The organism is Sanguibacter inulinus (assembly GCF_013415325.1).
GTDB lineage: Bacteria > Actinomycetota > Actinomycetes > Actinomycetales > Cellulomonadaceae > Sanguibacter > Sanguibacter inulinus.
In genome coordinates, this window is sequence record NZ_JACBYE010000021.1 from 15,585 (window position 1) to 37,492 (window position 21,908).

A 21,908-nucleotide genomic window follows, 5' to 3' on the forward strand; every position below is an offset into this window, starting at 1 on the left:
CGTCAGACCGAGGAGCACCCCGTGGCCACCATCGACGACGTCGCCCGGACGGCCGGTGTCTCCACCTCGACCGTGTCCTACGTGCTGAGCGGCAAGCGACCGATCTCGGCACCGACCCGGCTGCGCGTGGAGAAGGCCATCCGCGAGCTCGGCTACCGCCCGCACGCCGGTGCGCGGGCCCTCGCCTCAAGCCGCACCCAGGTCATCGCGCTCATGGCTCCGCTGCGGGTCGACGTCGACGTCAGCGTCATCATGCAGTTCGTCACCGGCGTGGTCACCGCCGCCCGGACCTACGAGCACGACGTGCTGCTCCTGACCCAGGACGACGCCGCAGGGCTCGACAGGGTGGCCAGCGGCTCGATGGTCGACGCCCTCGTGGTGATGGACATCGAGGACGACGACCCGCGCGTCCCGCTGCTGGCGACGCTGCGCCAGCCGACGGTGCTCATCGGCCTGCCGCACGAGGCTGCAGGCCTGAGCTGCGTCGACCTGGACTTCGAGGGCGCTGGCCGGCTCGCCGTCCGCCACCTCGCAGCCCGCGGGCACAGGGCCGTCGGCCTGGTCGGCTCGCCGCCCGCCGTGCTCGAGCGCCACACCTCGTACGCCGAGCGCATCTTGCGGGGCTTCCGCAGCGAGGCGCAGTCGCTCGAGGTGCAGTCCGGGCACGTCGCGTGCGAGTCGTCGCCGAGCGGCGCACGTGCCGCCGTCGACGCCCTGCTGGCCGCCGTGCCTGATGTCACCGCCGTGGTGGTCCACAACGAGGTCGCCCTCCCGTTCGTCGTCTCTGCGCTCCACGACCGCGGGCTGCGCACACCGCAGGACGTCTCCGTCCTCGCGGTGTGCCCGCCCGAGGTGGCCGAGTCGCAGCCTGTCCCGCTCAGCTCGATCGACCTGCCTGCGCACACGATCGGCGCCGTCGCGGTCGAGATGGTCATGGCCCGTCTGGACCAGGACCACCCCGCCGAGACCCGGCTGCTCACCCCACGGGTGGTCAACCGCGGCAGCGTGCGCGACCGGGCTGCCGCGCCCGACCAGAGCGTCAGCCCTTGATCGCCCCGAAGATCACGCCCTTGGTGAAGTGGCGCTGCACGAAGGGGTAGACCAGCAAGATCGGCACGATCGCCAGGACCATCACGGCCATCTGGATCGGCAGACCCGTCACGGCACCCGAGGCCACGTCGACCTGGCCGGTCCCGCTGCCGGGCAGCGTCACGCCCTGGAGGACGTAGGACCGCAGGACCAGCTGGAGCGGCCACTTCTCGTTGTCGTTGATGTAGAGGATCGCGTTGAAGAACGCGTTCCAGTACCCGACCCCGTAGAACAGCGCGACGACAGCCGTCGCGGCCTTGGACATCGGCAGCACGAGCGACCCGAGGATGCGCCAGTCGCCCGCACCGTCGATGCGCGCGGCGTCGAGGATGGCCGGCTCGATCCCCATGAAGAAGTTCCTCAGGATCAGCACGTTGAAGGCCGACACCGCGCCGGGCAGGATGAGCGCCCAGTAGGAGTCGATCAGTCCGAGCTCGCTCACGAGCAGGTACGTCGGGATGAGCCCGGCGCCGAAGAACATCGTGATGAGGAAGACGAACAGGATCGGGCGGTGCCCGAAGGAGTTCGACCGCGACAGCCCGTAGGCGGCGAGGATCGAGACGACCGTCGAGATCACCGTGCCGACAGCGGTGATCCCGATGCTGACGATCGTCGCCCGCGTGACGATGCCTCCGCTGAGGATCTGCTTGTAGGCGTTGAGGGTCATCTCCCCCGGGACCACGACGAGGCCTCCGGCACGCAGCGTCTCGGCCTGCGTCGACAGGCTGGTGAGCACCACGGTGTACAGCGGGAAGACCACGACGAGCACCATCACGGCGAGGGTGAGGAACTTCAGGCTCGCGCCGACGGGGGTCGGTGGCTCTTCCCACACCGGACGGTGCTGGGACTGGAACCGGCGTCTCTTGCGCGGGGCCGGCGGGCCAGAACCACGCCGGTCGTCGACGACGTCGGAGGGCAGGACGGCCACGGAGGCCGAGAGCTCAGGTGATTGTCCGCTCATGCTCGCTTGTACACTCCCGATTCTCCGAAGACGTGCGCCAGCTTGTTGGCCCCGAGGACCAGCCCGAGGCTGACGACCCCCTTGACCAGACCGGCCGCGGCGGCGAAGCTCCAGTCGCCGTAGACGACCCCTTGGTAGTAGACGAAGGTGTCGATGACCTCGGAGACCTCTGCCCCGACAGCCCCGCGCTGGAGGATGAGCTGTTCGAAGCCGACGGTCAGCGCGTCACCGAGACGCAGGATGAGCAGCAGGATGATGACGGGCTTGAGCGCGGGCAGCGTGATGTGCCACATGCGTCGCCACCGGCTCGCCCCGTCGACCGCCGAGGCCTCGTAGAGCTCGGGCGAGACCGTGCTGAGCGCCGCGAGGAAGATGATGATCCCCCAGCCGGCGTCCTTCCACACGGACTGCATGGTGATGAGCAGCAGGAAGGTGTCGGGGTTGGTCATGAGGTCGAAGCCCTGGTGACCGTGCGCCCGCAGCGTCTGGTTGATCAGGCCGGCCCCACCGAAGATCTGCTGGAACAGCGTCACCACGAGCACCCACGAGAAGAAGTGCGGCAGGTAGACGATCGACTGGATCGTCGTGCGGATCCGGGGTGTGATGACCGAGTTGAGCAGCAGCGCCAGGACGATCGGCACCGGGAAGAAGAACACCAGCTGGAAGGCGGTGATGGTGAGCGTGTTGCCGACGGCGTTGAGGAACAGCGGGTTGCTGAAGACCCTCTCGAAGTTCGACCAGCCGGCCCAGGTGCTGTTGATGAACCCGGAGTACGGCGAGTAGTTCTGCCACGCGATGACGTTGCCGAGCATCGGGATGTAGGCGAACACGACGAGCAGGCCGACAGCCGGCAGCGTCATGATGAGCAGCGAGCGGTCGCGGCGCAGGCGGGTGCGCCAGCCGATCTTGCGCTGGACTACCGGGGTCCGCGCAGGGGGCAGGGCCGGTGTCCCCGCTCCGCTGCGCGCCCCGTCCTTCACGTCGGAGGCCGTCACTGCTTGTCCAGGATGTCCTGGTAGAAGGTCCGCAGCTCGTCGCCGCCCGAGGACTTCCACGTCGCGATCGCCGAGTCGAGGTCGGAGATCGACTTCCGGCCGCGGGAGATGTCCTTCTCGAGGTCGACGAAGGGCTGCGCGATCGACGCGTACTGCTGCGGCTCGGAGATCTGCTGGCCGAAGAACACCGGCTCGGTGACGAACTCGGAGGCCGCAGCCTGCCAGGTCGACGAGGCCTCGACGTAGCCGGGGTACTGCACCCGGGTGTTCGCGATCGGACCGTCGACCAGGAAGATGTATGTCGGCTGCAGCTCGGTCGCCGCGAGGTCGGTCGGCACGGGCATGCCCTGGTCGTCCCGCGTGAAGTGGACTCCTTCGACACCGTTGTTGACGACGTCGAACTCCGTCGTGCCGAAGGGCGCCGCGAGGACGTCGGCGAGCGAGAGCAGCTCTTTGATCCGAGCCTCGTCGTCGGACTTCTTGAGGAAGGAGAAGATGTTGGCGGGGTTGCCCTTGAACAGGACCGGTGTCCCGCCGTCACCTGCGAAGGGGGCGAAGGGCTGCTGCCAGAACTCCGGGTTGCTCGCGAGGTTGTCCCGCAGCGCCTCGTGCCACGAGCCGAGGCCGTCGTTGGCGATGAGCGTCTTGCCGGACTGGAAGCGCTGCTTCGCGTCGCCGCTCTGGTCGGCGACGGCGTCGGGGTGGACCACACCCGCGGCGAAGACCGACGCGTTCCACTCGAGGGCCGCGCGGTACTCCTCGCTCTCGACCCTGTGGACCAGCTTTCCGGCGTCGTCGAGCTTCCACTTGGGCGGGACCGCGAAGATGATCGCCGCACTGTTCCACAGGTCTTCGGTGCCCCAGCGGCCGGCGTTCGTGTCGGTGATCTCGACGGCGAGGTCGAGCAGGTCCTGCGCGCTCTTGACGTCGGGGGTGATTCCGAGACCGTCCAGGACGTCCTTGCGGTAGAAGATCGCGTCGGTGAGGATCTCGCCCGGGAACGGCAGGCCGTAGAGCTTGCCGTTGAAGACGCAGTACCTCCAGGCGTCCGTCGGGATGTTCGCGAGGTTCGGGTAGTCCTTGACCTTGTCGCCGCCGAGGTAGGGCGTGAGGTCCTGGAAGACGTTGCCGACGATCTCGCTGCCGAATCGCGGCGGGAGGTTCCACGTCGGGACGCAGACCCAGTCCGGCACGTCGCGGGACGAGGCGAGCACCGTCGCGAGCTTGTCGCCGTAGGTGTTGCCGTCGGTGATCTGGAAGTCGATGGTCGACCCGAGCATCTCGTCGACGGCCGCGTAGTACTGGTTGCCGGACTTCGGCGGGATGGTGCCCCACAGCGGCGTCATCGCCGTGAAGGCCGTGCCCTTGCCGGGCGGCGTCGGGACAGACTGCACCAGCTCGGCGGGCAGCGTCGCGAATCCTGGCGTCGAGCCGTTGACGCTCGGGAAGTCAGGCTTCGCGTACTCGATCGGTACGTAGGTGGGGATGACGTCGGCGCCGGCTGCGACATAGCCGGTCGTCGGACCGGCAGACGAGCCGCCACAGCCGGACAGCAGGGACGGGACCCCGACGACGGCCGCTCCTGCGGCCAGCATGCCGAGGAAGGACCGCCGGTTGACCTGGAGGTCCATGAGGCGTCGATCGGTTCTGGTGTTCATGAGGGCGTCCTTCACTACGGTGTGTGGTTCGCGGCACGTCGATGTGCGTTCTCAAGGTCTGATCTTCGTCGAAGCGGTTCGACGGATGGGACTTTACGATAGTTCGACGGCGCAGACAAGAGTTGGCAGCTGACGCTGAGATACCTTCCAGGGCCTCGGTTTTTGGCGTCAACCGGCGGAAGACGACGAGGGTCGCCAGCAGTCGAAACGCGTCGACCACGCAGCTCTGGTCATCGAACCGTTTCGAGGGCTACCCTGTCTGCACCTCGACCGAAGGACACCACAGTGCACCTCCAGGCAGACGACGACGTCAGGCCGACGACCGAGACCCACCCCGCCGGACCCTCCGGACCGACAGCGCCCACAGAGGGCCCAGCCCTCTCGGGGCGCAGCACCGGGCATGGCGACCCCGGTGCCGACGCAGCCCCCTCGGACAGCTCTTTCGCGCGGCGCGCCCGCGCCCTCGTGGGGCAGATGACCCTCGCGGAGAAGGTCGCCTCGCTCCACCAGGCCGTCCCAGCGATCCCCAGGCTCGGGCTCGCGGCGTTCCGCACCGGGACCGAGGCGCTCCACGGTGTGTCCTGGCTCGGCACCGCGACGGTGTTCCCGCAGCCCGTCGGGCTCGCGGCCAGCTGGGACACCGACCTCGTCCGCCGCGTCGGTGACGCCGTCGCGACCGAGGTCCGCGCGAAGCACGCCGCCGACCCGACGGTGAGCCTCAACGTGTGGGCCCCGGTCGTCAACCCGCTCCGGAACCCCCTGTGGGGTCGCAACGAAGAGGGCTACTCCGAGGACCCGGAGCTCACGGCCGAGATCGCGACCGCCTACTGCTCAGGTCTGCGCGGCGACCACCCCGCCTTCTGGAAGACCGTCCCGACCCTCAAGCACTTCCTCGCGTACAACAACGAGGTCGACCGCGCCGTCACCAGCTCCCAGCTCCGGCCCCGCGTCCTGCACGAGTACGAGCTCCCGGCCTACCGCGGACCCGTCGAGGCGGGGGTCGTCGGCGCCGTGATGCCCTCGTACAACCTCGTCGACGGACGCCCCAACCACGTCGCCCGCGAGCTGCTCGACGAGCTGAGGTCCTGGACACCGGCGTCGCTCCTCGTGGTCTCCGACGCCGCGGCACCGAGCAACCTGGTCGAGGGCGAGCGGTACTTCACCTCCGGCGCCGAGTCCCACGCCGCGGCGCTGCTGGCCGGCGTGGACTCCTTCACCGACCACGACACAGACTCTGGCCCGACCGTTCGTGACGTGACTGCCGCCCTCGAGGCCGGCCTGCTCACCGAGGACGACGTCGACAGGTCTGTCGTGCGGCTGCTCGAGCTCCGCCTGCGCACGGGCGAGCTCGACCCTGACCTCGACCCCTACGCGTCGATCCCTGCGGACGCGATCGACCTTCCTGAGCACCGAGCCCTCGCACGCGAGGCGGCAGCCGCCGGGGTGGTGGTGCTCGCCAACGACGGGATCCTCCCGCTGCTCGGACCCGACCGCGCCGCGCCGCGCCGGGTCGCCGTGGTGGGCCCGCTCGCCGGGCGGGTCCTGCACGACTGGTACTCGGGCACTCCCCCGTACCTGTCCGACCTCGGCTCCGCTCTCGCGGCCCGTCTGGCCGCACCCGGGACCAGTGCCGAAGGAGGCACAGAGGTCACAGAGGTCATGGTGGTCGACGGCGCCGACAGGATCGGGCTGCGGGCACGCAGCACCGGGACCTATCTCTCGGTCAGCGAACCCGACGGCACCGTCACGGCCTCGGCCGAGCGCTGCGACCTCACCGCCCAGCTCGACGTGACCGACTGGGGGCACGGCGTCGTCACCCTGCGCAGCGCGGCCACCGACGCCCTCCTCAGCGGCGGGTCCTGGATCGTCCGGGCCGACGCGAGCCGGGTCGGCGGATGGGTCGCCCAGGAGACCTTCCGGCTGCACAGGCACACCGACGGAGCGTGGTCCGTCCAGCACATCGGCTCCGGACGCTGGCTGCGCGTGCAGCACGGGTCACTCACCCTCGTCACCGACGCGACGACGCTTGAGGACGCCGAGCGCTTCGACCTGCGCACAGTCCGGTCGGGCGAGGCGGCCGTCGCCGAGGCCGCGGGTGCTGCGGACGTCGTGGTCGTCGCCGTCGGCAACGACCCGCACATCCTGGGCCGCGAGACCGAAGACCGCCCCGACCTCGACCTGCCCCGGGCCTCCCAGGAGATCTGGCGTGCTGCTGTCGAGGCGAACGACCGTGCTGTGCTCGCGGTCCTCTCGAGCTATCCCTACGCGCTGGGCGACGCCGCCGAGCAGGCCGCCGCGGTCGTCTGGTCCTCGCACGCCGGCCAAGAGCTCGGACCAGGCCTGACGGACGTGCTGGTCGGAGACGTCGAGCCGACAGGCCGGCTGACGCAGACGTGGGTGGCGAGCACCGCCGACGCCGGCGACATCCTCGACTACGACATCGTCTCGGCGAAGAGCACGTACTGGTACGACGAGACAGCGCCGCTCTACGCCTTCGGGCACGGTCTCGGGTATGCAGGAGCCTCCTACGGTCGCACGACCTCGCCGAGCAGCGTCGAGGTCGTGGCCGACGGTCACGTCGCACCCTTCGAGGTGTCGGTCGAGGTGACCAACACCGGAGACCGGCCACTGCACGAGCTCGTCCAGGTGTACGTCTCGCTGCCCGACCAGCACCCTGCTGGCCGCCGTCGACGGCTCGGCGGGCATCGCCGTGTCGTCCTCGCCCCCGGCGAGTCACGCCGGGTCGAGGTGACCGTCGACCCAGCCTCGCTCGCCACCTGGGACGCTCACCACGACCGGTGGCACACCGCACCCGGCACGTACCGGATGGACCTCGGGAGGTCGAGCGCCGACGTCAGGGCTGTCGTGGCGGTCGAGGTCGTCGGACCGCAGGCCCCGTCGCTCGGGCGGGGCGACTCAGTCTCCGCGGTCGCCTTCGACACCGTGCGCGACCTCGACCTCGTGCCCCAGAGCCCGCTCCACGGCACGGCACTCGGGGTTCGTCGAGGGTCGCGCAGCGGTGAGGCGGTCTACTCGCGCATGGACCTCGACGGGGTCACGGAGATCCGGGTGTCCGCAGCGTGCTGGTCCGGTGGTCCGGGCTCGTCCGGCGGACGGGCGGACGTCTCGCTCGTCCTGCCCGACGGCACCCGCCCAGGACCGCACGTCCTGTCGCCGGGGACCGAGAACTGGACGGAGGTCGTCGTCCACGTGCCGGGGTCGGCTCGACGGCTCGGAGACCTGACCGTAAGGCTCGGCGGCACCGCGCGGATCGCCCACCTGCGCCTCGTCGGCCCTCGGGACTAGGACCTGCCGACGCAGCACCGCCCTGGACGGCGTCGACCGGCACGTCCAGGGCAAGGCGCAATGCGGTGCGCGGCGTGACTCAGGAGAGCGACCCTGCGGCGTCGCGCAGGGCGGCCAGCTCGCGCGGGTAGGTCTCGACGAGCTCCTGCTCGTGCTGCCACCGGACCTGCTGGACGGTCGCGGCGTGGCCGACGGACAGCTGACACTCGATGTCGACGACGGCGAGTGCTATCTCACGATCGGCCGGGTCCTCGGACGAGGACGGTTCGGCCGGGTCATCGCCCGACTCGCCTGCCACGTCGATCCCGTCGACCTCCGACTCCGCCCCCGCGACGGCCTGCCACCAGCGGAGTGCGCGGTCTGCGGCCGCCGCCGGGCTCGCCAGGTCTGCGAAGCCCTCGTCAGCCATGCAGTCGGACCAGGCCTGGTCGACGTCCTGAACCCGAGAGTCGATGAGCACGGCATCGGCGAGGGCGTCGATCTCACCGAGCACCAGCTCATGGTCAGCGTCACCGTAGAGTGCATCGATCCCGCCCGTCGCCTCGTGGTAGGCGCTGCCCAGGCATCCCTGGGTGGTCCAGTCGTAGACAGGGCCCTCATCCTCTGCGACGTCGGTGGGTTCAGGCCCGTAGAGGGCCTCAAGGTACGCCTGCTGCTCGGCCGGAGATCGCGGCTCGATCGCCGGTGCAGCAGACCCGCCTCCGGCCGACGTCGCGAAACCGAAACCGTAGGCAGCCGCCCATTCGGTCGGAGACAGCCCTTCACCGTCGCGGATCGCCTGGTCGCTGAGGTACGGCTCGTCGTAGTCGAAGCCCTGGTCCTTCAGGCACTGCGCGATGAACGCCTGGGCCACGCGGGTGACCTCGCGCGCCTCCTCCGACATGCCGTCGGTCAGCGGCAGGTAGTCATCGAGCGGACTCGACGTGAGCACGGGACGGTCGGTCGTTCCGGGCTCAGTCGCCGAGCTGGGAGCTGACGAGTCAGTAGGTGGACTGCACCCCGCGATCAGAGCCGCGAGTGTGGCGCTGACAACGACCACCTTCAGTGTCCAAGTCATCGCTCGGTGCATCATGAATAGCTCCTTGGAGCGGTGAGACGCCCAGCACGACGGCAGAGCACCTCCCCGGTACGCAGCCAGCCCGTGGCGGCAGAGGGTCGAGGGCATCAGGAGAACGGGATGAGCTGCTCGAGGAATGACGGCTCTTCGTCGACAGTCAGGCTGCGGAGCATCTCTCTGGCCTGGGCGTCCTCGTCTGGCCAGTACGCGTCGTCGTGGCCGAGCTCGTGAGCACAGACGACGAAGGCACGACCCGCACGATCCTCGTCGGCCTCGCTCTCGATCGACGTGCCGAGCTTCGTCACGATGCATGACCGCATCTCTTCGTGCTGCGCGCGGGTGAGCGAGAACTCCGGGTCGAAGGGGAACACCGTCGGATCCTCGGCGTCAGCCGACTGCGTGCTCGCTGATGCCACACTCCCGTCGCCCTTAGGGCCACACCCCGCAAGCAACAGGCAGGCGAAGGTGACGGCCACCGCTCCGACGGCGCGACGCCGGGGAGCGCCCCCGCTTGAGGGCGCCCCCCAGCTGTCCGACCCGAACCTCAACACGCTTTCGCGTCAGAGTTCGTGTGCTGATACATGGTCTGGACCCGCTTCGTCAACAGGTTGTAGAAGGTCGACTTGCCGACGTAATGGTCCGTGCGCTGCCAGAACGACACACCGTGCGTGTGACTATTGGTGTTGCAGCGCGAGTCCGCCGTGGCTGCCGGGGCCGACACTATCAATCCCGCTGCCACGACCACAGACGCCGTGAATGCTCCGATTGCCCTCGTAGAACCTCGCATGTTTCCCCCTTGCCTAGGACTGACGGACATATTCAACATAGCGTCGAATAGATCCCGAAAGGTGTTGTCTAGGCATCTTGAGTAGAAAGCGCGCTAAAATGGGCTTCTTCCCCAAGCATGTGGGTAGTCAGAGGAGCCCACATCAGCGGTGGTCCTGTCGGAACCGCACGCTGAGTAACGTCTGGAGGCTAGATGTGCGCTGGGCTCTGAGAAGGGACAACTCTCGTCAGAACAGCCGTGAGTCCACGTCGTCGACGCCACGCATGGCGTCGTAGTCGAGGACCAGGCAGGTGATGCCACGGTCTGTCGCGAGGGTGCGGGCCTGCGGCTTGATCTCCTGGGCCGCGTAGACACCGCGGACCGGGCGGAGCATCGGGTCGCGGTTGAGCAGCTCGAGGTAGCGGGTCAGCTGCTCGACACCGTCGATGTCCCCGCGGCGCTTGATCTCGACGGCGACTGTGCCGCCCGACGCGTCGCGGGCCAAGATGTCGACGGGGCCGATCGCCGTCGGGAACTCCCGGCGGACCAGCGAGTGCCCGGTGCCGAGCAGCTCGATCTGCGCAGCGAGCATGGCCTGGAGGTGGGCCTCGACGCCGTCCTTGATGAGGCCGGGGTCGATGCCCAGGTCGTGCTTGGAGTCGTGGATGATCTCGTGCAGCTCGATCTCGAGCCTGTCGTCGCTCTTCGCGTGCTGCACGGCCCAGACCTCGCTGACCCCACGCTCGGAAGCCTCGGCGTCGGGCGCCGAGACGAGCATGGAGCAGGGCGGGCTCATCCAGTTGAGCGGCTTGTACGAGCCGCCGTCGGAGTGCAGCAGCACGCTGCCGTCGGCCTTGACCACGAGCAGCCGGGTCGCGAGCGGCAGGTGCGCCGAGAGCCTCCCCGTGTAGTGGGCTGAGCACCGGGCGACGACAAGACGCACAACAGACTCCTAGGTCGGGATCGCGGGGGTCCGAGCCAGGCGCTTCAGCCTGCTCAGACGACGTAGTGGCGGATGTTCGGTGGGGCTGCCTCGATCCACGAGGCCAGCCCGGAGTATGCGTCCCTCGACATGCTGAGGTCGAAGACCATCTCACGGTACCGGCACTGGACCAGGTAGTGGTCCGGCTGGCCGGCCTGGTCGAGCGGTACGCGGCCTGTCACGATGAGGTCGTCACGCAGCCACTCGTGCTTGGGGGCGGGCCACAGGGACCGCGCGCGCCACCAGACGAGCCTGTCCGCGCGGTACACCCCGAAGCCTGAGCTCCACGGCCCACCGGCCACGTCGTCCGTCCTCAGGCGCAGCGAGGCCGAGAAGGACCCGATGTGCCCGGAAAGAGCACGGAGCCGTGAGAACACCAGGGCCACCCCGAGCAGGGCTGCTACCAGCAGCCCCACCAGGACGACCCAGAGTGTTGTCACGGCTCCGTCAGTTCCCTGTGCCTACCGTCAGCGCTTCGCGCCGATGGAGACGTCCAGGTCCGTCGCGTCCACGACCACGGTCACGGTGTCGGAGTCGACCGAGAGGAAGCCCCCGGAGATCCCGACCGTGACGTCGTCGCCGTCGACAGCGGTCACCCGCACGACGCCGTCCCGCAGGACGGACAGCAACGGGGTGTGGCCGGCGAGGATACCGATCTCACCGTCGGCCGCGGGTGCGCTGACCTGCTTGGCCGCGCCGGACCAGACCTTGCGGTCTGCTGCGACGAGGTCGACCTCGAGCTGTGCCACGTTCTACTCCTTGCGTTCAGTGCGGTCCGGTCAGGCGAGCACAGCGTCAGACGCCGTACTCCTTCTGGATCCGCGCCCAGTTGCGCTCGAGGTCCTCGAGCCCACCGATGTTGAAGAAGGCCTGCTCGGAGATGTGGTCGAACTCTCCGTCGGCGATCTTCGAGAACGCCTCGATGGTCTCCGTGAGGGGGACCGTCGAGCCGGGCACGTTGGTGAACTGCTCGGCCATGTACGTGTTCTGCGAGAGGAACTGCTGGATGCGGCGCGCACGCGACACGACAGTCTTGTCCTCTTCGGAGAGCTCGTCGACACCGAGGATCGCGATGATGTCCTGCAGCTCCTTGTTGCGCTGGAGGATCTGCTTGACGCGCGTCGCGGTGTCGTAGTGCGCCTGACCCACGTAGCGCGGGTCGAGGATGCGCGACGACGAGGCGAGCGGGTCGACGGCCGGGTACAGACCACGCGACGCGATCTCGCGGGAGAGCTCGGTCGTCGCGTCGAGGTGCGCGAAGGTGGTCGCCGGCGCCGGGTCGGTGTAGTCGTCAGCAGGGACGTAGATCGCCTGGAGCGACGTGATCGAGTGACCACGCGTCGAGGTGATGCGCTCCTGCAGCTGACCCATCTCGTCGGCGAGGTTCGGCTGGTAGCCCACGGCGGACGGCATGCGGCCGAGCAGCGTGGAGACCTCAGAACCGGCCTGCGTGAAGCGGAAGATGTTGTCGATGAAGAGCAGCACGTCCTGCTTCTGCACGTCGCGGAAGTACTCGGCCATCGTGAGGGCCGAGAGGGCGACGCGAAGACGCGTGCCCGGCGGCTCGTCCATCTGGCCGAAGACGAGGGCTGTCTGCTTGATGACGCCCGACTCGGTCATCTCCTCGATGAGGTCGTTGCCCTCACGGGTACGCTCACCGACACCTGCGAAGACGGACACACCGTTGTGGTTGTTGGCCACACGGTAGATCATCTCCTGGATCAGGACGGTCTTTCCGACACCTGCACCACCGAAGAGACCGATCTTCCCACCCTGGACGTACGGGGTGAGGAGGTCGATGACCTTGATGCCGGTCTCGAACATCGCGGTCTTCGACTCGAGCTGGTCGAATGCCGGGGGCTTGCGGTGGATCGGCCAGCGCTCGGTCACCTCGATCTGCTCACCGGGCTTGGCGTTGAGCACGTTGCCGGTCACGTCGAAGACGTGGCCCTTGGTGACGTCACCGACGGGGACGCTGATGGGCGCACCGGTGTCGGTCACGACGGCTCCGCGGACCAGGCCGTCGGTCGGCTTGAGCGCGATGGCGCGGATGAGGGAGTCACCGAGGTGCTGGGCGACCTCGAGGGTGAGCGTGAAGGACTGCTCCCCCTCGCCCTGGGCCGAGAGGTCGATCTCGACCGTCAGGGCGTTGTACATGTCGGGGATGGAGTCGGCCGGGAACTCGATGTCGACGACCGGACCGATGACGCGGGCAACACGGCCCACGCCGGGTCCAGCCTGGGAACCGGCCGTGGTTTCGACGGACGTGGCGGTCATTGCTGGCCTCGCTTCGCTGGGCCGGAGATGACTCCGGCGTGGTCTGTGCTTCGTGGTGGTGCAGGTGTCCTGGTGACGACGGCCAGGTGCGTCCCGGCCGTCATGATGCTGCCAGGGCGTCGGCACCGGAGACGATCTCGCTGATCTCCTGCGTGATCTCTCCCTGACGGGCCTGGTTCGCGAGCCGCGTGTACATGCGGACGAGGTCTTCGGCGTTCTCCGTGGCCGTGTGCATCGCGCGCTGGCGGGAGGCCAGCTCGGACGCAGCAGCCTGGAGCAGGCAGCTGAAGATGCGGCTGCGGACGTACCGCGGCAGCAGACCGTCGAGCACAGCCTCGGGCGAGGGCTCGAAGTCGTACAGCGGCAGGACCGCTGCCTCTCCGGCCTCGCCGACACCGTCGACGATCTCGAGCGGGAGCATCCTGATGACCCGGGGACGCTGGGTCACCATGTTGACGAACTGCGTGTAGACGACGTGCAGCTCGCCGACGCCACCCTCGTCCGCCGGCGCGAGGAACGCGTCGAGGAGCGTGTCGGCGATCTGCTCGGCCTCGGCCGCGTCGGGGGCGTCGGAGCCACCCGTCCACGACTGCGTGATCTCACGTCCGCGGAACTGGTAGTACGCCAGTGCCCGACGTCCGCTCACGTAGAGCGAGACCTCTTTGCCAGCCTCGGTGAGACGCTGGATGAGGCTCTCCGCCTCACGGATCGCGCTCGCCGAGTAGGCCCCGGCCATGCCGCGGTCCGACGCGATGAGCAGGACCGCGGCACGGTTCGTGTCGTGACGCTCGGACGTGAGGGGGTGCCTCACGTCCGAGTGCGTCGCGACGGCCGACACGGCACGCGTGATCGCGGTCGCGTACGGCTGAGCCGCGGTCACCCGCGCCCGAGCCTTGCCGATGCGCGACGCCGCGATGAGCTCCTGGGCACGGAACATCTTCTTGAGCGACTGCGTCGACTTGATCCGCGCCTTGTAGACGCGCTGGTTGCCTGCCACGCGTCAGGCCTTCTTCTGCCGGACGATCTGCTCCTGCTCGACCTGAGCAGACTCGTCGTTCTCCTCGTCGCCGCCGACGAGCGGCGAGCCGTCACCCTTGAGGAAGCCGTTGCGGAACTCGTCGACCGCAGCCGTGAGTGCCGCCTCGGTCGCGTCCTCGAGCTTGCCCGTCGACTTGATGGTCGTGAGCACCTCGGTGTTGCGACGCAGGTGGTCGATGAGCTCGGCCTCGAAGCGGCGCACGTCGTCGACGGGGACGTCGTCGAGCTTGCCCTTCGTGCCGGCCCAGATCGACGCGACCTGGTCCTCGACCGGGTACGGCGAGTACTGGGGCTGCTTGAGCAGCTCGAGCAGACGCGAACCACGGGCGAGCTGAGCACGCGAGGCGGGGTCGAGGTCGGAGGCGAACATCGCGAAGGCCTCGAGCGAGCGGAACTGCGCGAGGTCGAGCTTGAGCGTCCCCGAGACCTTCTTCATGGCCTTGATCTGCGCGGAGCCACCGACTCGCGAGACCGAGATGCCGACGTCGACAGCAGGACGCTGGTCGGCGTTGAAGAGGTCGGACTGGAGGAAGATCTGACCGTCGGTGATCGAGATGACGTTGGTCGGGATGTACGCCGACACGTCGTTCGCCTTGGTCTCGATGACCGGCAGACCGGTCATCGAGCCGGCACCGAGCTCGTCCGAGAGCTTGGCACAGCGCTCGAGCAGACGGGAGTGCAGGTAGAAGACGTCACCGGGGTAGGCCTCGCGGCCCGGCGGACGACGCAGGAGGAGCGAGACGGCGCGGTACGCCTCAGCCTGCTTCGACAGGTCGTCGAAGACGATGAGGACGTGCTTGCCCTCGTACATCCAGTGCTGGCCGATGGCCGAGCCGGTGTACGGCGCGAGGTACTTGAAGCCCGCGGGGTCGGACGCCGGAGCAGCGACGATCGTCGTGTACTCGAGCGCGCCGGCCTCTTCGAGGGCGCCGCGGACGGCCGCGATGGTCGAGCCCTTCTGGCCGATCGCGACGTAGATGCAGCGGACCTGCTTCGACGGGTCGCCGGTCTCCCAGTTGTCCTTCTGGTTGATGATCGTGTCGATCGCGATCGCCGTCTTGCCGGTCTGGCGGTCACCGATGATCAGCTGACGCTGGCCACGGCCGATCGGGATCATCGCGTCGATGGCCTTGAGGCCGGTCTGCAGCGGCTCGTGGACCGACTTGCGGGCCATGACGCCGGGCGCCTGGAGCTCGAGGGCACGGCGTCCGACGGTCTCGATCTCGCCGAGGCCGTCGATCGGTGCGCCGAGCGGGTCGACGACGCGACCGAGGTACCCGTCACCGACGGCGACGGAGAGGACCTCTCCGGTGCGGCGGACGACCTGTCCCTCTTCGACCCCGGTGAACTCACCGAGGATGACCACACCGATGGTGCGGACGTCGAGGTTGAGCGCGAGGCCCAGTGTGCCGTCCTCGAAGCGCAGCAGCTCGTTGGCCATCGCTCCCGGAAGACCTTCGACCTGAGCGATGCCGTCACCAGCCAGGACGACCCGGCCCACTTCCTCGGTGACGACAGTCTCGGGCTCGTAGGACTTCACGAAGCTGTCCAGCGCGGCCCGAATCTCGTCGGGCCGGATCGTCAGCTCAGCCATTGGTTCTCTCCTGTCGTGGCCGCGTGTGCGGTCGAACTTGCATGTCTGTGGTGCCGGCGCGGTGGACCGGTCGGGGACTGCTGGTCTCGGTCAAGAGGCCAGCTGCCGTCGTGCGGCCGCGAGACGGCTGAGGACCGTCGAGTCGAGGACGTCCGACCCGATCTGGATCCGCAGCCCACCGACGACCGCCGGGTCGACGGTCACGTTGAGCTGGACGGCTGTGCCGTAGGCCGACTCGAGCAGCGCTGCGAGACGGTCCTGCTGGGCGGCGCTGAGCTCGGAGCCCGAGGTCACCGAGGCGACCCTGCGCGACCGACGCTTCGCGGCGATCTCGCCGACACGGCCAAGAGCCGGGACGAACCGCTCGCCACGAGGCTTCGCGGTCGCACGACGGCAGATCGCCAGCGTGACCGGGTCGGCCTTGCCGGCGAACAGGTCGTCGACGAGCTTGACCCGGCGGGCCGGGTCGGTGCTGCTGTCGGAGAGCGCCTGGCGGACCTCGCGCTGCCCCACCAGACCACGGGTGATCTGGAAGAGCTCGTGCTCGACCTTCTCGAGGGCTCCGCGTGCCTCGGCCGAGGCCAGGTACGCGTCGATCCCGAGGATGTCGACAGCATCGACGAGGTCGGCCTCGTGCGACCAGCGGTCTGCCACGAGGTCGGCGAGGGCGTCGACCGTCTTCGGGTCGAACGCGCTCGACAGGAGGTTGCGCACGAGCCCCGACTTGTCAGCCGCGGGACGTGACGGGTCTGCGAGAGACCGGCGCAGCGCCCCGGAGGCGTCGAGTGCGTCGACCACGGCGAACATCTGGTCACCGATGGTGTAGGCCTGCTCCCCCGCTGCCGCGAGCACCGGCGCGAGCCGGGCCTGAGCGGCGTCGAGAGACGACTGGCTGGTCCCGCGCATCACTTCCCCTTAGGTGCGGTGGTCAGGGCCGTCGCCTCGAGCTCGTCGAGGAAGCGGTCGACCACACGAGACTGGCGTGCGGTGTCTTCGAGGGACTCGCCGACGATCTTGGAGGCGAGCTCCGTCGCGAGCGAACCCACGTCGTTGCGCAGCGAGGTCGCTGCCTGCTGACGCTCGGCCTCGATCTGACGCTGAGCCGTCTCGAAGATGCGAGCAGACTCCTCAGACGCCTTGGCCTTGGCCTCGGCGACGATCGCGGTGGCCTCGCCACGTGCTTCCTCGCGGATGCGAGCAGCGTCGGTGCGGGCTTCCTGGAGCTGGGCCTTGTACTCGGCGAGCAGCGCGTCGGCCTCGGCCTGCGCGTGCTCGGCCTTGCTGAGCCCACCCTCGATCTTGGCGGTGCGCTCGTCGAGGATCTCCGTGAACTTCGGCAGGACCAGCTTGTAGAACATCAGGCCGATCGCGACCATGACGACTGCTGACCACAGGATGTCGTACCCCGCGGGCAGGAAGAGCTGGATCCCGTCGACGTCGCCCTCGGTCGCGGCCAGGACGGCCACGGGTGCGGTGAGGGCTGTCATCACGCGGTGAAGAGGAAGCCGGCGACGATACCGAGAAGAGCGAGCAGCTCGACGAAGGCGACACCGATGAACATGGTGGTGCGGAGCTGACCGGCGACCTCAGGCTGGCGTGCCATGCCCTCGACGGTCTTGCCGATGAGGATACCCAGACCGATACCCGGGCCGAGCGTGCCGAGACCGTAACCGATGGTCGCGATGTTTCCGGTGAGCTCGGCGAGAGTGGTGGTGGTGTCCACTGGGGTGTTCCTTCCGTTGGGCGCCCGTCCGGGCGTCATGTGGGACGTGCTACGCGTGGTGCGTTGTCAGGGAAGTGCGGGTGCGCCGTGGCGCGTCGAGGCGCGAGCCTCGGGTCGAGACCGACCGTGAGGTCAGTGCTCCTCCTCGATCGACATCGAGATGTACACCGCTGCGAGCAGGGTGAAGACGTAGGCCTGGAGGGCCGCGACGAGCATCTCGAAGAGCGTGAAGCCGAAGCCGGCTGCGAGCGAGACGACGCCCATGGCCTTGAGGGCCCCGGCAGCCTCGAAGAAGAAGAACTGCGTCGCGCTGAAGCACAGGACGAGCAGCAGGTGGCCGGCGATCATGTTCGCCGCGAGACGCAGGGCGAGCGTGACCGGGCGGAAGACGAAGACCTGGAGGATCTCGATCGGCGTGATGAGGAAGTAGAGGAACCACGGCACGCCGGGCGGGAAGAGGCTCGTCTTGAGGTAGCCGAGCAGCCCGAACTTCTGGATGCCGGAGGCCAGGTAGACGACGTAGACCCAGGCTGCCAGGAGCAGCGGCAGGCCGATGAGGGCCGTGCTGCCGATGTTGAGGAGCGGGATCACGCCGGTGATGTTGAAGGCGAGGATCGCGAAGAAGATCGTCGTGAGCATCGGCAGGTACCGACGGGCGTTGTGGCCCAGGATCTCGTCCGCGATGGAGACCCGGACGAAGTCCAGACCCATCTCGGCGATGTTCTGGCCGCGGCCGGGGACGAGCTTCGCGCGGCGCGCAGCGACGACGAAGAGCGCGATGAGCACGATCGCGGCGATGACGCGCACGAGCATGATCCGGTTGAACTCGAAGAGGGACCCCTCGAAGAAGATCGCAGAGGGGAAGAACTCAGAGATCGACGGGGGGTGGAACTCCCCGCTCTCACCGGAGGCGCTGAGAAGCACGATCGGGGCGATGGTGGACAGAGCAAACTCCCGGTGTTCATGGCCTCGTCGCCGACTACCTCGCAGGCGCGCGTCGATGGACCTGTCCGTCATGGATCAGAGGAATCCTAACCCACACCGTTGCGTGACGAAGACTGGATCTTGCCAGAACCATCACGACCAATCGACTAAAGCACTCTATCTGGGTGACACGTAGGGCTGACGTCCCTTGACGACCGAATACATGTCCAGACCGGCCGAACCGACCACGCCCACGAGCACGACCACGGCGAACACCACGCGGTCGTAGAAGTCGGCCTGCCCGAGGAGCGCGAGGATGACCACGAGCACGACCATCTTGGCGATCCACACCCCCATGAGGACCGCCATCATCGTGTTCGGGCTCTTGTCGGCGGTGTAGAGCATCGACGCGATCGTCGACCCGGAGAAGAGCAGGGCGATGCCGACGCCGAGAGCCGCCGCCCACACACCGGGCGTACCGGACACCAGATATCCGATGCCGACCCCCAGCACGGCGAGGCCGACGAGCAGCGCGAGCGTCGCGCGCAGCGCCGACCTGAAGATCTCCTTGCTCACATGCTCGGGCACGTAGGGGAGCTCCGAGGCGCCCTCACCAGGCTCGACGTCGTGGGTGGGCTCGGGGGTGCTCATGCGTGGTGTCCTCCGGGGGAGACGTGGCGGGCCCCACGCTCGCGGCCACGGAGCGGGCCCAGCGTGAGGATGATCGAGACGACGACGGCGACGCCCAGCCCGGCCAGGACGGTCTGCCAGGGCACGACGACCAGGGCCGCTGTACCGAAGGCGAAGACCGCGCTCCACAGGTACATGATGACGACGGCGCGCGGGTGCGAGTGGCCGAGCTGCAGGAGCCTGTGGTGCAGGTGCATGCGGTCCGGGTGGAACGGCGACTTTCCCGCCAGGACCCTGCGGACGACAGCCAGACCCATGTCGAGCAGCGGCAGCATGAGCACCGCTGCGGGCAGCAATATCGGGATGAACGCGGGGATCTTCTGACGGTCGGAGGCCTGCTCGGGGTCGATCTGTCCCGTCACGACGATCGCGGCGGCGGCGATGGTCAGACCCAGGAGCATCGAGCCGGAGTCACCCATGAAGATCTTCGACGGGTGGAAGTTGTGCGGCAGGAAGCCCAGACAGACCCCCACCAGGGCAGACAGGATCACCGTCGCGAGGTTGGAGTAGTCCCCGGGGCTCGACTCGAGGGTCAGCAGATAGGTGTAGACGAAGAACCCGGCCCCGCCGATCGCGATCATGCCGGCCGCGAGACCGTCGAGACCGTCGACGAAGTTCACGGCGTTCATCGCGACGACGACCGAGATCACGGTGACGAAGAGCGACATCCGGCTCGACCCGATCGTCAGACCGCCGATCGGCACGGTGATGAGCTGGACCCCTTGCCACGCCATGAGACCTGCGGCCAGCACCTGACCCGCGAGCTTGGTCATCCAGTCGAGGTCCCAGATGTCGTCGGCGACCCCGAGCAGGCAGACGATCGCACCGGCCCCGAGGATCACCCACGCGTTGTTGTTGACCTCGAAGACACCCTCTAGGAAGGGCATCTGAGAGGCGAAGAGGAAGGCTGCCCCCAGACCGAGCAGCATCGCGACGCCGCCCAGCCGTGGGGTCGGGATGGTGTGGACGTCGCGCGAGCGCACGGCGGTCACGGCGTTGGTCCGGACGGCGAGCCAGCGCGCGAAGGGGGTCGCGAGGTACGTGACGGCTGCCGCGACGAGCATGACCAGCAGGTAGACCCTCACCCGGCGTCGCCACCGGGCCGGTCGGGGTCGGTCGGGGGCGCGACACCCTCGGCACGCTCTCCGGGCTCGACAGGTCCAGCAGGCTCGGAGTGCTCGGACGCACCAGCGACCGAGTCAGACGCATCAGGCGCGCCCTCAGGCGCGCCCTCGGGCTCGGGCTCGGGCTCGGGCTCGGGCGGGAGGATGTCCTCGACAGCCGTGACCGTCCGGAGCTCCTCGAGGGAGATCGCCCCGGCGCGGACGACCCGGAGGGTCTCCCCCGTCGCGTCGACGATCGTCGACGCGACGCCGCCGGGGGCCTCGCCCGCGTCGAGGTAGGTGCGGACCGAGGCACCCAGCTGCTCGTGCGCGTCGGCGGCCGTCGTGGCGGCAGGGTTCCCGGTGCGGTTGGCGCTCGAGACGGCCATCGGTCCGGTCCGCGCGAGCAGCGCGAGGGCCGTGGGGTGGTCGGGCATGCGCAGCGCGACGGTGCCGTGCGTGTCGCCGAGGTCCCAGGCGAGGGACGGCTGGGCGGTGAGGATCAGGGTGAGCGCTCCGGGCCAGAACCTGGCCGCGAGGGCGCGCGCGCCGTCGGGCACGTCGGTCGCGAGACCGTCGAGAGTCGCGACCGAGCCGACGAGGACGGGCGGCGGCATCTGCCGGCCGCGCCCCTTGGCCGCGAGCAGCGCGGCGACGGCGTCGGCGTCGAAGGCGTCTGCCCCGATGCCGTAGACGGTGTCGGTGGGGAGGACGACGAGGCCCCCCGCCTGGACGGTGTTGACGGCCTCGTCGAGGGACGGGCCCCAGGTGGACGGGTCGTGTGCAGGGCGGATCGCGGACGTACTCACGACGACGAGTCTTCCACGATCCTCGCGCTGCTTCGACGAGCCACGACCATCCGGTGACGTCCTGTGAGGTCGGGACGGGTGTGGATCCCCTCGAAGTCACCCGTCGCGTCGACCATCTGGCGGGCACCTGCGTCCTGCACCTCGGCGTGCTCCATCACGTACAGCCCGCCCGGGACCAGCAGACGTGCGGCCGCTCGGGTGACGCCGCGAGGCACCTCGAGGCCGTCCGCACCGAGCCCGTAGAGCGCGACAGCAGGGTCGTGCTCGGCGACCTCGCGGTCCTTGGGCACAGCGCCCGTCGGCACGTACGGCGGGTTGGACACGACCACGTCGCAGCGGCCGTCGAGCGCGGACAGCGCGGTCCGTGCGTCCCCACGGACGAGCGTGACACCCGGCGCGAGCCTCTCGAAGTTGCGCAGGGCCCAGGCGTGGGCGGCGGCGTCGAGCTCGACGGCGTGCACCTGCGCCCGCGGCACCTCCTGGGCGATCGCGACGGCGATCGCGCCCGACCCCGTGCAGAGGTCGACCACGACGACGCTGCCGCGCTCGGCGACCACGCGCAGCGCCTCGTCGACGGCCACCTGCGCGACGACCTCGGTCTCGGGCCTCGGGACGAACACGCCGGGCCCGACCTCGAGCTCGACGTGGCGGAACGGAGCCGTACCGGTCAGGTGCTGGAGCGGCAACCGCTCCGCGCGGGAGGTCGCGAGGCTGCGGAGGCGGTCGACCTGCTCCTGGTCGGCGAGCACGGCCCGGCCCAGCAGGGCCGCGTGCTGGAGGTCGCCACGGGACACGCCGGCCGCGTGGGCGACGAGGATCTCGGCGTCGACGCGGGGCGTCTCGATCCCTGCAGCGGCGAGCTCACGGGCCACGGCACGGACCAGCACGTCGGCGGTCTGCGACACGTCGAGCGTCGCGAGGGTCACCTCGGCCACG

21 protein-coding genes are annotated in these 21,908 nt (G+C 68.9%); 2 read left to right on the forward strand and 19 right to left on the reverse strand.

The features are described 5' to 3' along the window. The first annotated feature begins 21 nt into the window (after positions 1-21). A complete protein-coding gene (locus HZZ10_RS09970) occupies positions 22-1,050 on the forward strand; it encodes a LacI family DNA-binding transcriptional regulator (protein ID WP_179913394.1) in 1,029 nt (342 codons plus the stop codon). Here HZZ10_RS09970 and HZZ10_RS09975 read toward each other — a convergent pair. The 3 genes from HZZ10_RS09975 to HZZ10_RS09985 are packed head-to-tail and all read right to left on the reverse strand — an operon-like array spanning position 1,040 to position 4,703. Then, positions 1,040-2,050, reverse strand: coding sequence for a carbohydrate ABC transporter permease (locus HZZ10_RS09975; protein WP_179913395.1), 1,011 nt, complete (start codon positions 2,048-2,050; stop codon positions 1,040-1,042). The genes HZZ10_RS09970 and HZZ10_RS09975 overlap by 11 nt on opposite strands. Continuing rightward, positions 2,047-3,045: an ABC transporter permease gene (locus HZZ10_RS09980; RefSeq protein ID WP_179913396.1), complete on the reverse strand. Its 999-nt coding sequence runs from the start codon at positions 3,043-3,045 to the stop codon at positions 2,047-2,049. Before HZZ10_RS09980 ends, HZZ10_RS09975 begins: the two co-directional genes overlap by 4 nt. Beyond that, on the reverse strand, positions 3,042-4,703 hold the full coding sequence (locus tag HZZ10_RS09985) for an extracellular solute-binding protein (protein WP_056136970.1): 1,662 nt from the start codon (positions 4,701-4,703) through the stop codon (positions 3,042-3,044). Before HZZ10_RS09985 ends, HZZ10_RS09980 begins: the two co-directional genes overlap by 4 nt. A gap of 285 nt (positions 4,704-4,988) precedes the next feature. Between HZZ10_RS09985 and HZZ10_RS09990 the strand changes: the two genes are divergently transcribed. Then, complete coding sequence (locus tag HZZ10_RS09990) at positions 4,989-8,009, forward strand: glycoside hydrolase family 3 C-terminal domain-containing protein (RefSeq protein WP_308507545.1); 3,021 nt, start codon at positions 4,989-4,991, stop codon at positions 8,007-8,009. A 79-nt stretch (positions 8,010-8,088) separates the two neighbouring features. Here HZZ10_RS09990 and HZZ10_RS09995 read toward each other — a convergent pair whose 3' ends face one another. The 16 genes from HZZ10_RS09995 to prmC form a co-directional block, all read right to left on the reverse strand. Continuing rightward, entirely contained in the window at positions 8,089-8,940 is an 852-nt protein-coding gene (locus HZZ10_RS09995) for a hypothetical protein (RefSeq protein ID WP_179913397.1), read from the reverse strand. 233 nt (positions 8,941-9,173) lie between these two features. Then, the gene (locus HZZ10_RS10000) at positions 9,174-9,437 is read right to left on the reverse strand and encodes a hypothetical protein (protein WP_056136966.1); all 264 of its coding nucleotides are present in this window, start codon (positions 9,435-9,437) and stop codon (positions 9,174-9,176) included. Positions 9,438-10,079: 642 nt separating this feature from the next. Next, a complete protein-coding gene (gene nucS / locus HZZ10_RS10005) occupies positions 10,080-10,775 on the reverse strand; it encodes an endonuclease NucS (RefSeq protein WP_179913398.1) in 696 nt (231 codons plus the stop codon). Positions 10,776-10,828: 53 nt separating this feature from the next. Continuing rightward, positions 10,829-11,254: a DUF2550 domain-containing protein gene (locus HZZ10_RS10010; protein ID WP_179913399.1), complete on the reverse strand. Its 426-nt coding sequence runs from the start codon at positions 11,252-11,254 to the stop codon at positions 10,829-10,831. A 27-nt stretch (positions 11,255-11,281) separates the two neighbouring features. After that, positions 11,282-11,563, reverse strand: coding sequence for a F0F1 ATP synthase subunit epsilon (locus HZZ10_RS10015; protein ID WP_056136960.1), 282 nt, complete (start codon positions 11,561-11,563; stop codon positions 11,282-11,284). A 46-nt stretch (positions 11,564-11,609) separates the two neighbouring features. Then, positions 11,610-13,091: a F0F1 ATP synthase subunit beta gene (gene atpD, locus HZZ10_RS10020; RefSeq protein ID WP_179913400.1), complete on the reverse strand. Its 1,482-nt coding sequence runs from the start codon at positions 13,089-13,091 to the stop codon at positions 11,610-11,612. A 100-nt stretch (positions 13,092-13,191) separates the two neighbouring features. Further along, positions 13,192-14,088: a F0F1 ATP synthase subunit gamma gene (locus tag HZZ10_RS10025; protein ID WP_056136956.1), complete on the reverse strand. Its 897-nt coding sequence runs from the start codon at positions 14,086-14,088 to the stop codon at positions 13,192-13,194. Positions 14,089-14,091: 3 nt separating this feature from the next. Further along, complete coding sequence (atpA, locus tag HZZ10_RS10030; RefSeq protein ID WP_179913401.1) at positions 14,092-15,723, reverse strand: F0F1 ATP synthase subunit alpha; 1,632 nt, start codon at positions 15,721-15,723, stop codon at positions 14,092-14,094. Between the two features lie 90 nt (positions 15,724-15,813). Beyond that, positions 15,814-16,629: a F0F1 ATP synthase subunit delta gene (locus HZZ10_RS10035; protein ID WP_056137178.1), complete on the reverse strand. Its 816-nt coding sequence runs from the start codon at positions 16,627-16,629 to the stop codon at positions 15,814-15,816. Beyond that, complete coding sequence (locus tag HZZ10_RS10040; protein ID WP_056136953.1) at positions 16,629-17,210, reverse strand: F0F1 ATP synthase subunit B; 582 nt, start codon at positions 17,208-17,210, stop codon at positions 16,629-16,631. Before HZZ10_RS10040 ends, HZZ10_RS10035 begins: the two co-directional genes overlap by 1 nt. Next, positions 17,210-17,446 (reverse strand): F0F1 ATP synthase subunit C, encoded by a 237-nt coding sequence (atpE, locus tag HZZ10_RS10045; RefSeq protein ID WP_012866016.1) that lies wholly within the window; start codon positions 17,444-17,446, stop codon positions 17,210-17,212. Before atpE ends, HZZ10_RS10040 begins: the two co-directional genes overlap by 1 nt. Positions 17,447-17,578: 132 nt before the next feature. Continuing rightward, positions 17,579-18,463, reverse strand: a complete 885-nt coding sequence (gene atpB / locus HZZ10_RS10050) for a F0F1 ATP synthase subunit A (RefSeq protein ID WP_056136949.1) — start codon at positions 18,461-18,463, stop codon at positions 17,579-17,581. A gap of 84 nt (positions 18,464-18,547) precedes the next feature. Next, the gene (locus tag HZZ10_RS10055) at positions 18,548-19,021 is read right to left on the reverse strand and encodes a Cg1360 family ATP-synthase-associated protein (RefSeq protein ID WP_082544233.1); all 474 of its coding nucleotides are present in this window, start codon (positions 19,019-19,021) and stop codon (positions 18,548-18,550) included. Further along, the gene (locus tag HZZ10_RS10060) at positions 19,018-20,145 is read right to left on the reverse strand and encodes an MraY family glycosyltransferase (protein WP_179913402.1); all 1,128 of its coding nucleotides are present in this window, start codon (positions 20,143-20,145) and stop codon (positions 19,018-19,020) included. The genes HZZ10_RS10055 and HZZ10_RS10060 overlap by 4 nt, the downstream gene beginning before the upstream one ends. After that, positions 20,142-20,972, reverse strand: a complete 831-nt coding sequence (locus tag HZZ10_RS10065) for an L-threonylcarbamoyladenylate synthase (protein ID WP_308507546.1) — start codon at positions 20,970-20,972, stop codon at positions 20,142-20,144. Before HZZ10_RS10065 ends, HZZ10_RS10060 begins: the two co-directional genes overlap by 4 nt. After that, positions 20,969-21,907: a peptide chain release factor N(5)-glutamine methyltransferase gene (prmC, locus tag HZZ10_RS10070; RefSeq protein ID WP_179913403.1), complete on the reverse strand. Its 939-nt coding sequence runs from the start codon at positions 21,905-21,907 to the stop codon at positions 20,969-20,971. Before prmC ends, HZZ10_RS10065 begins: the two co-directional genes overlap by 4 nt. Position 21,908 lies beyond the last annotated feature (1 nt).

Excerpts from the sequence above, each read along its gene's own strand:
- HZZ10_RS09975 (WP_179913395.1), bottom strand. The coding sequence starts at position 2,050 with ATGAGCGGACAATCACCTGAGCTCTCGGCCTCCGTGGCCGTCCTGCCC.
- HZZ10_RS09985 (WP_056136970.1), bottom strand. The coding sequence starts at position 4,703 with ATGAACACCAGAACCGATCGACGCCTCATGGACCTCCAGGTCAACCGG.
- atpD (WP_179913400.1), bottom strand. The coding sequence starts at position 13,091 with ATGACCGCCACGTCCGTCGAAACCACGGCCGGTTCCCAGGCTGGACCC.
- atpA (WP_179913401.1), bottom strand. The coding sequence starts at position 15,723 with ATGGCTGAGCTGACGATCCGGCCCGACGAGATTCGGGCCGCGCTGGAC.
- HZZ10_RS10035 (WP_056137178.1), bottom strand. The coding sequence starts at position 16,629 with ATGCGCGGGACCAGCCAGTCGTCTCTCGACGCCGCTCAGGCCCGGCTC.
- HZZ10_RS10040 (WP_056136953.1), bottom strand. The coding sequence starts at position 17,210 with ATGACAGCCCTCACCGCACCCGTGGCCGTCCTGGCCGCGACCGAGGGC.
- atpB (WP_056136949.1), bottom strand. The coding sequence starts at position 18,463 with ATGACGGACAGGTCCATCGACGCGCGCCTGCGAGGTAGTCGGCGACGA.
- HZZ10_RS10055 (WP_082544233.1), bottom strand. The coding sequence starts at position 19,021 with ATGAGCACCCCCGAGCCCACCCACGACGTCGAGCCTGGTGAGGGCGCC.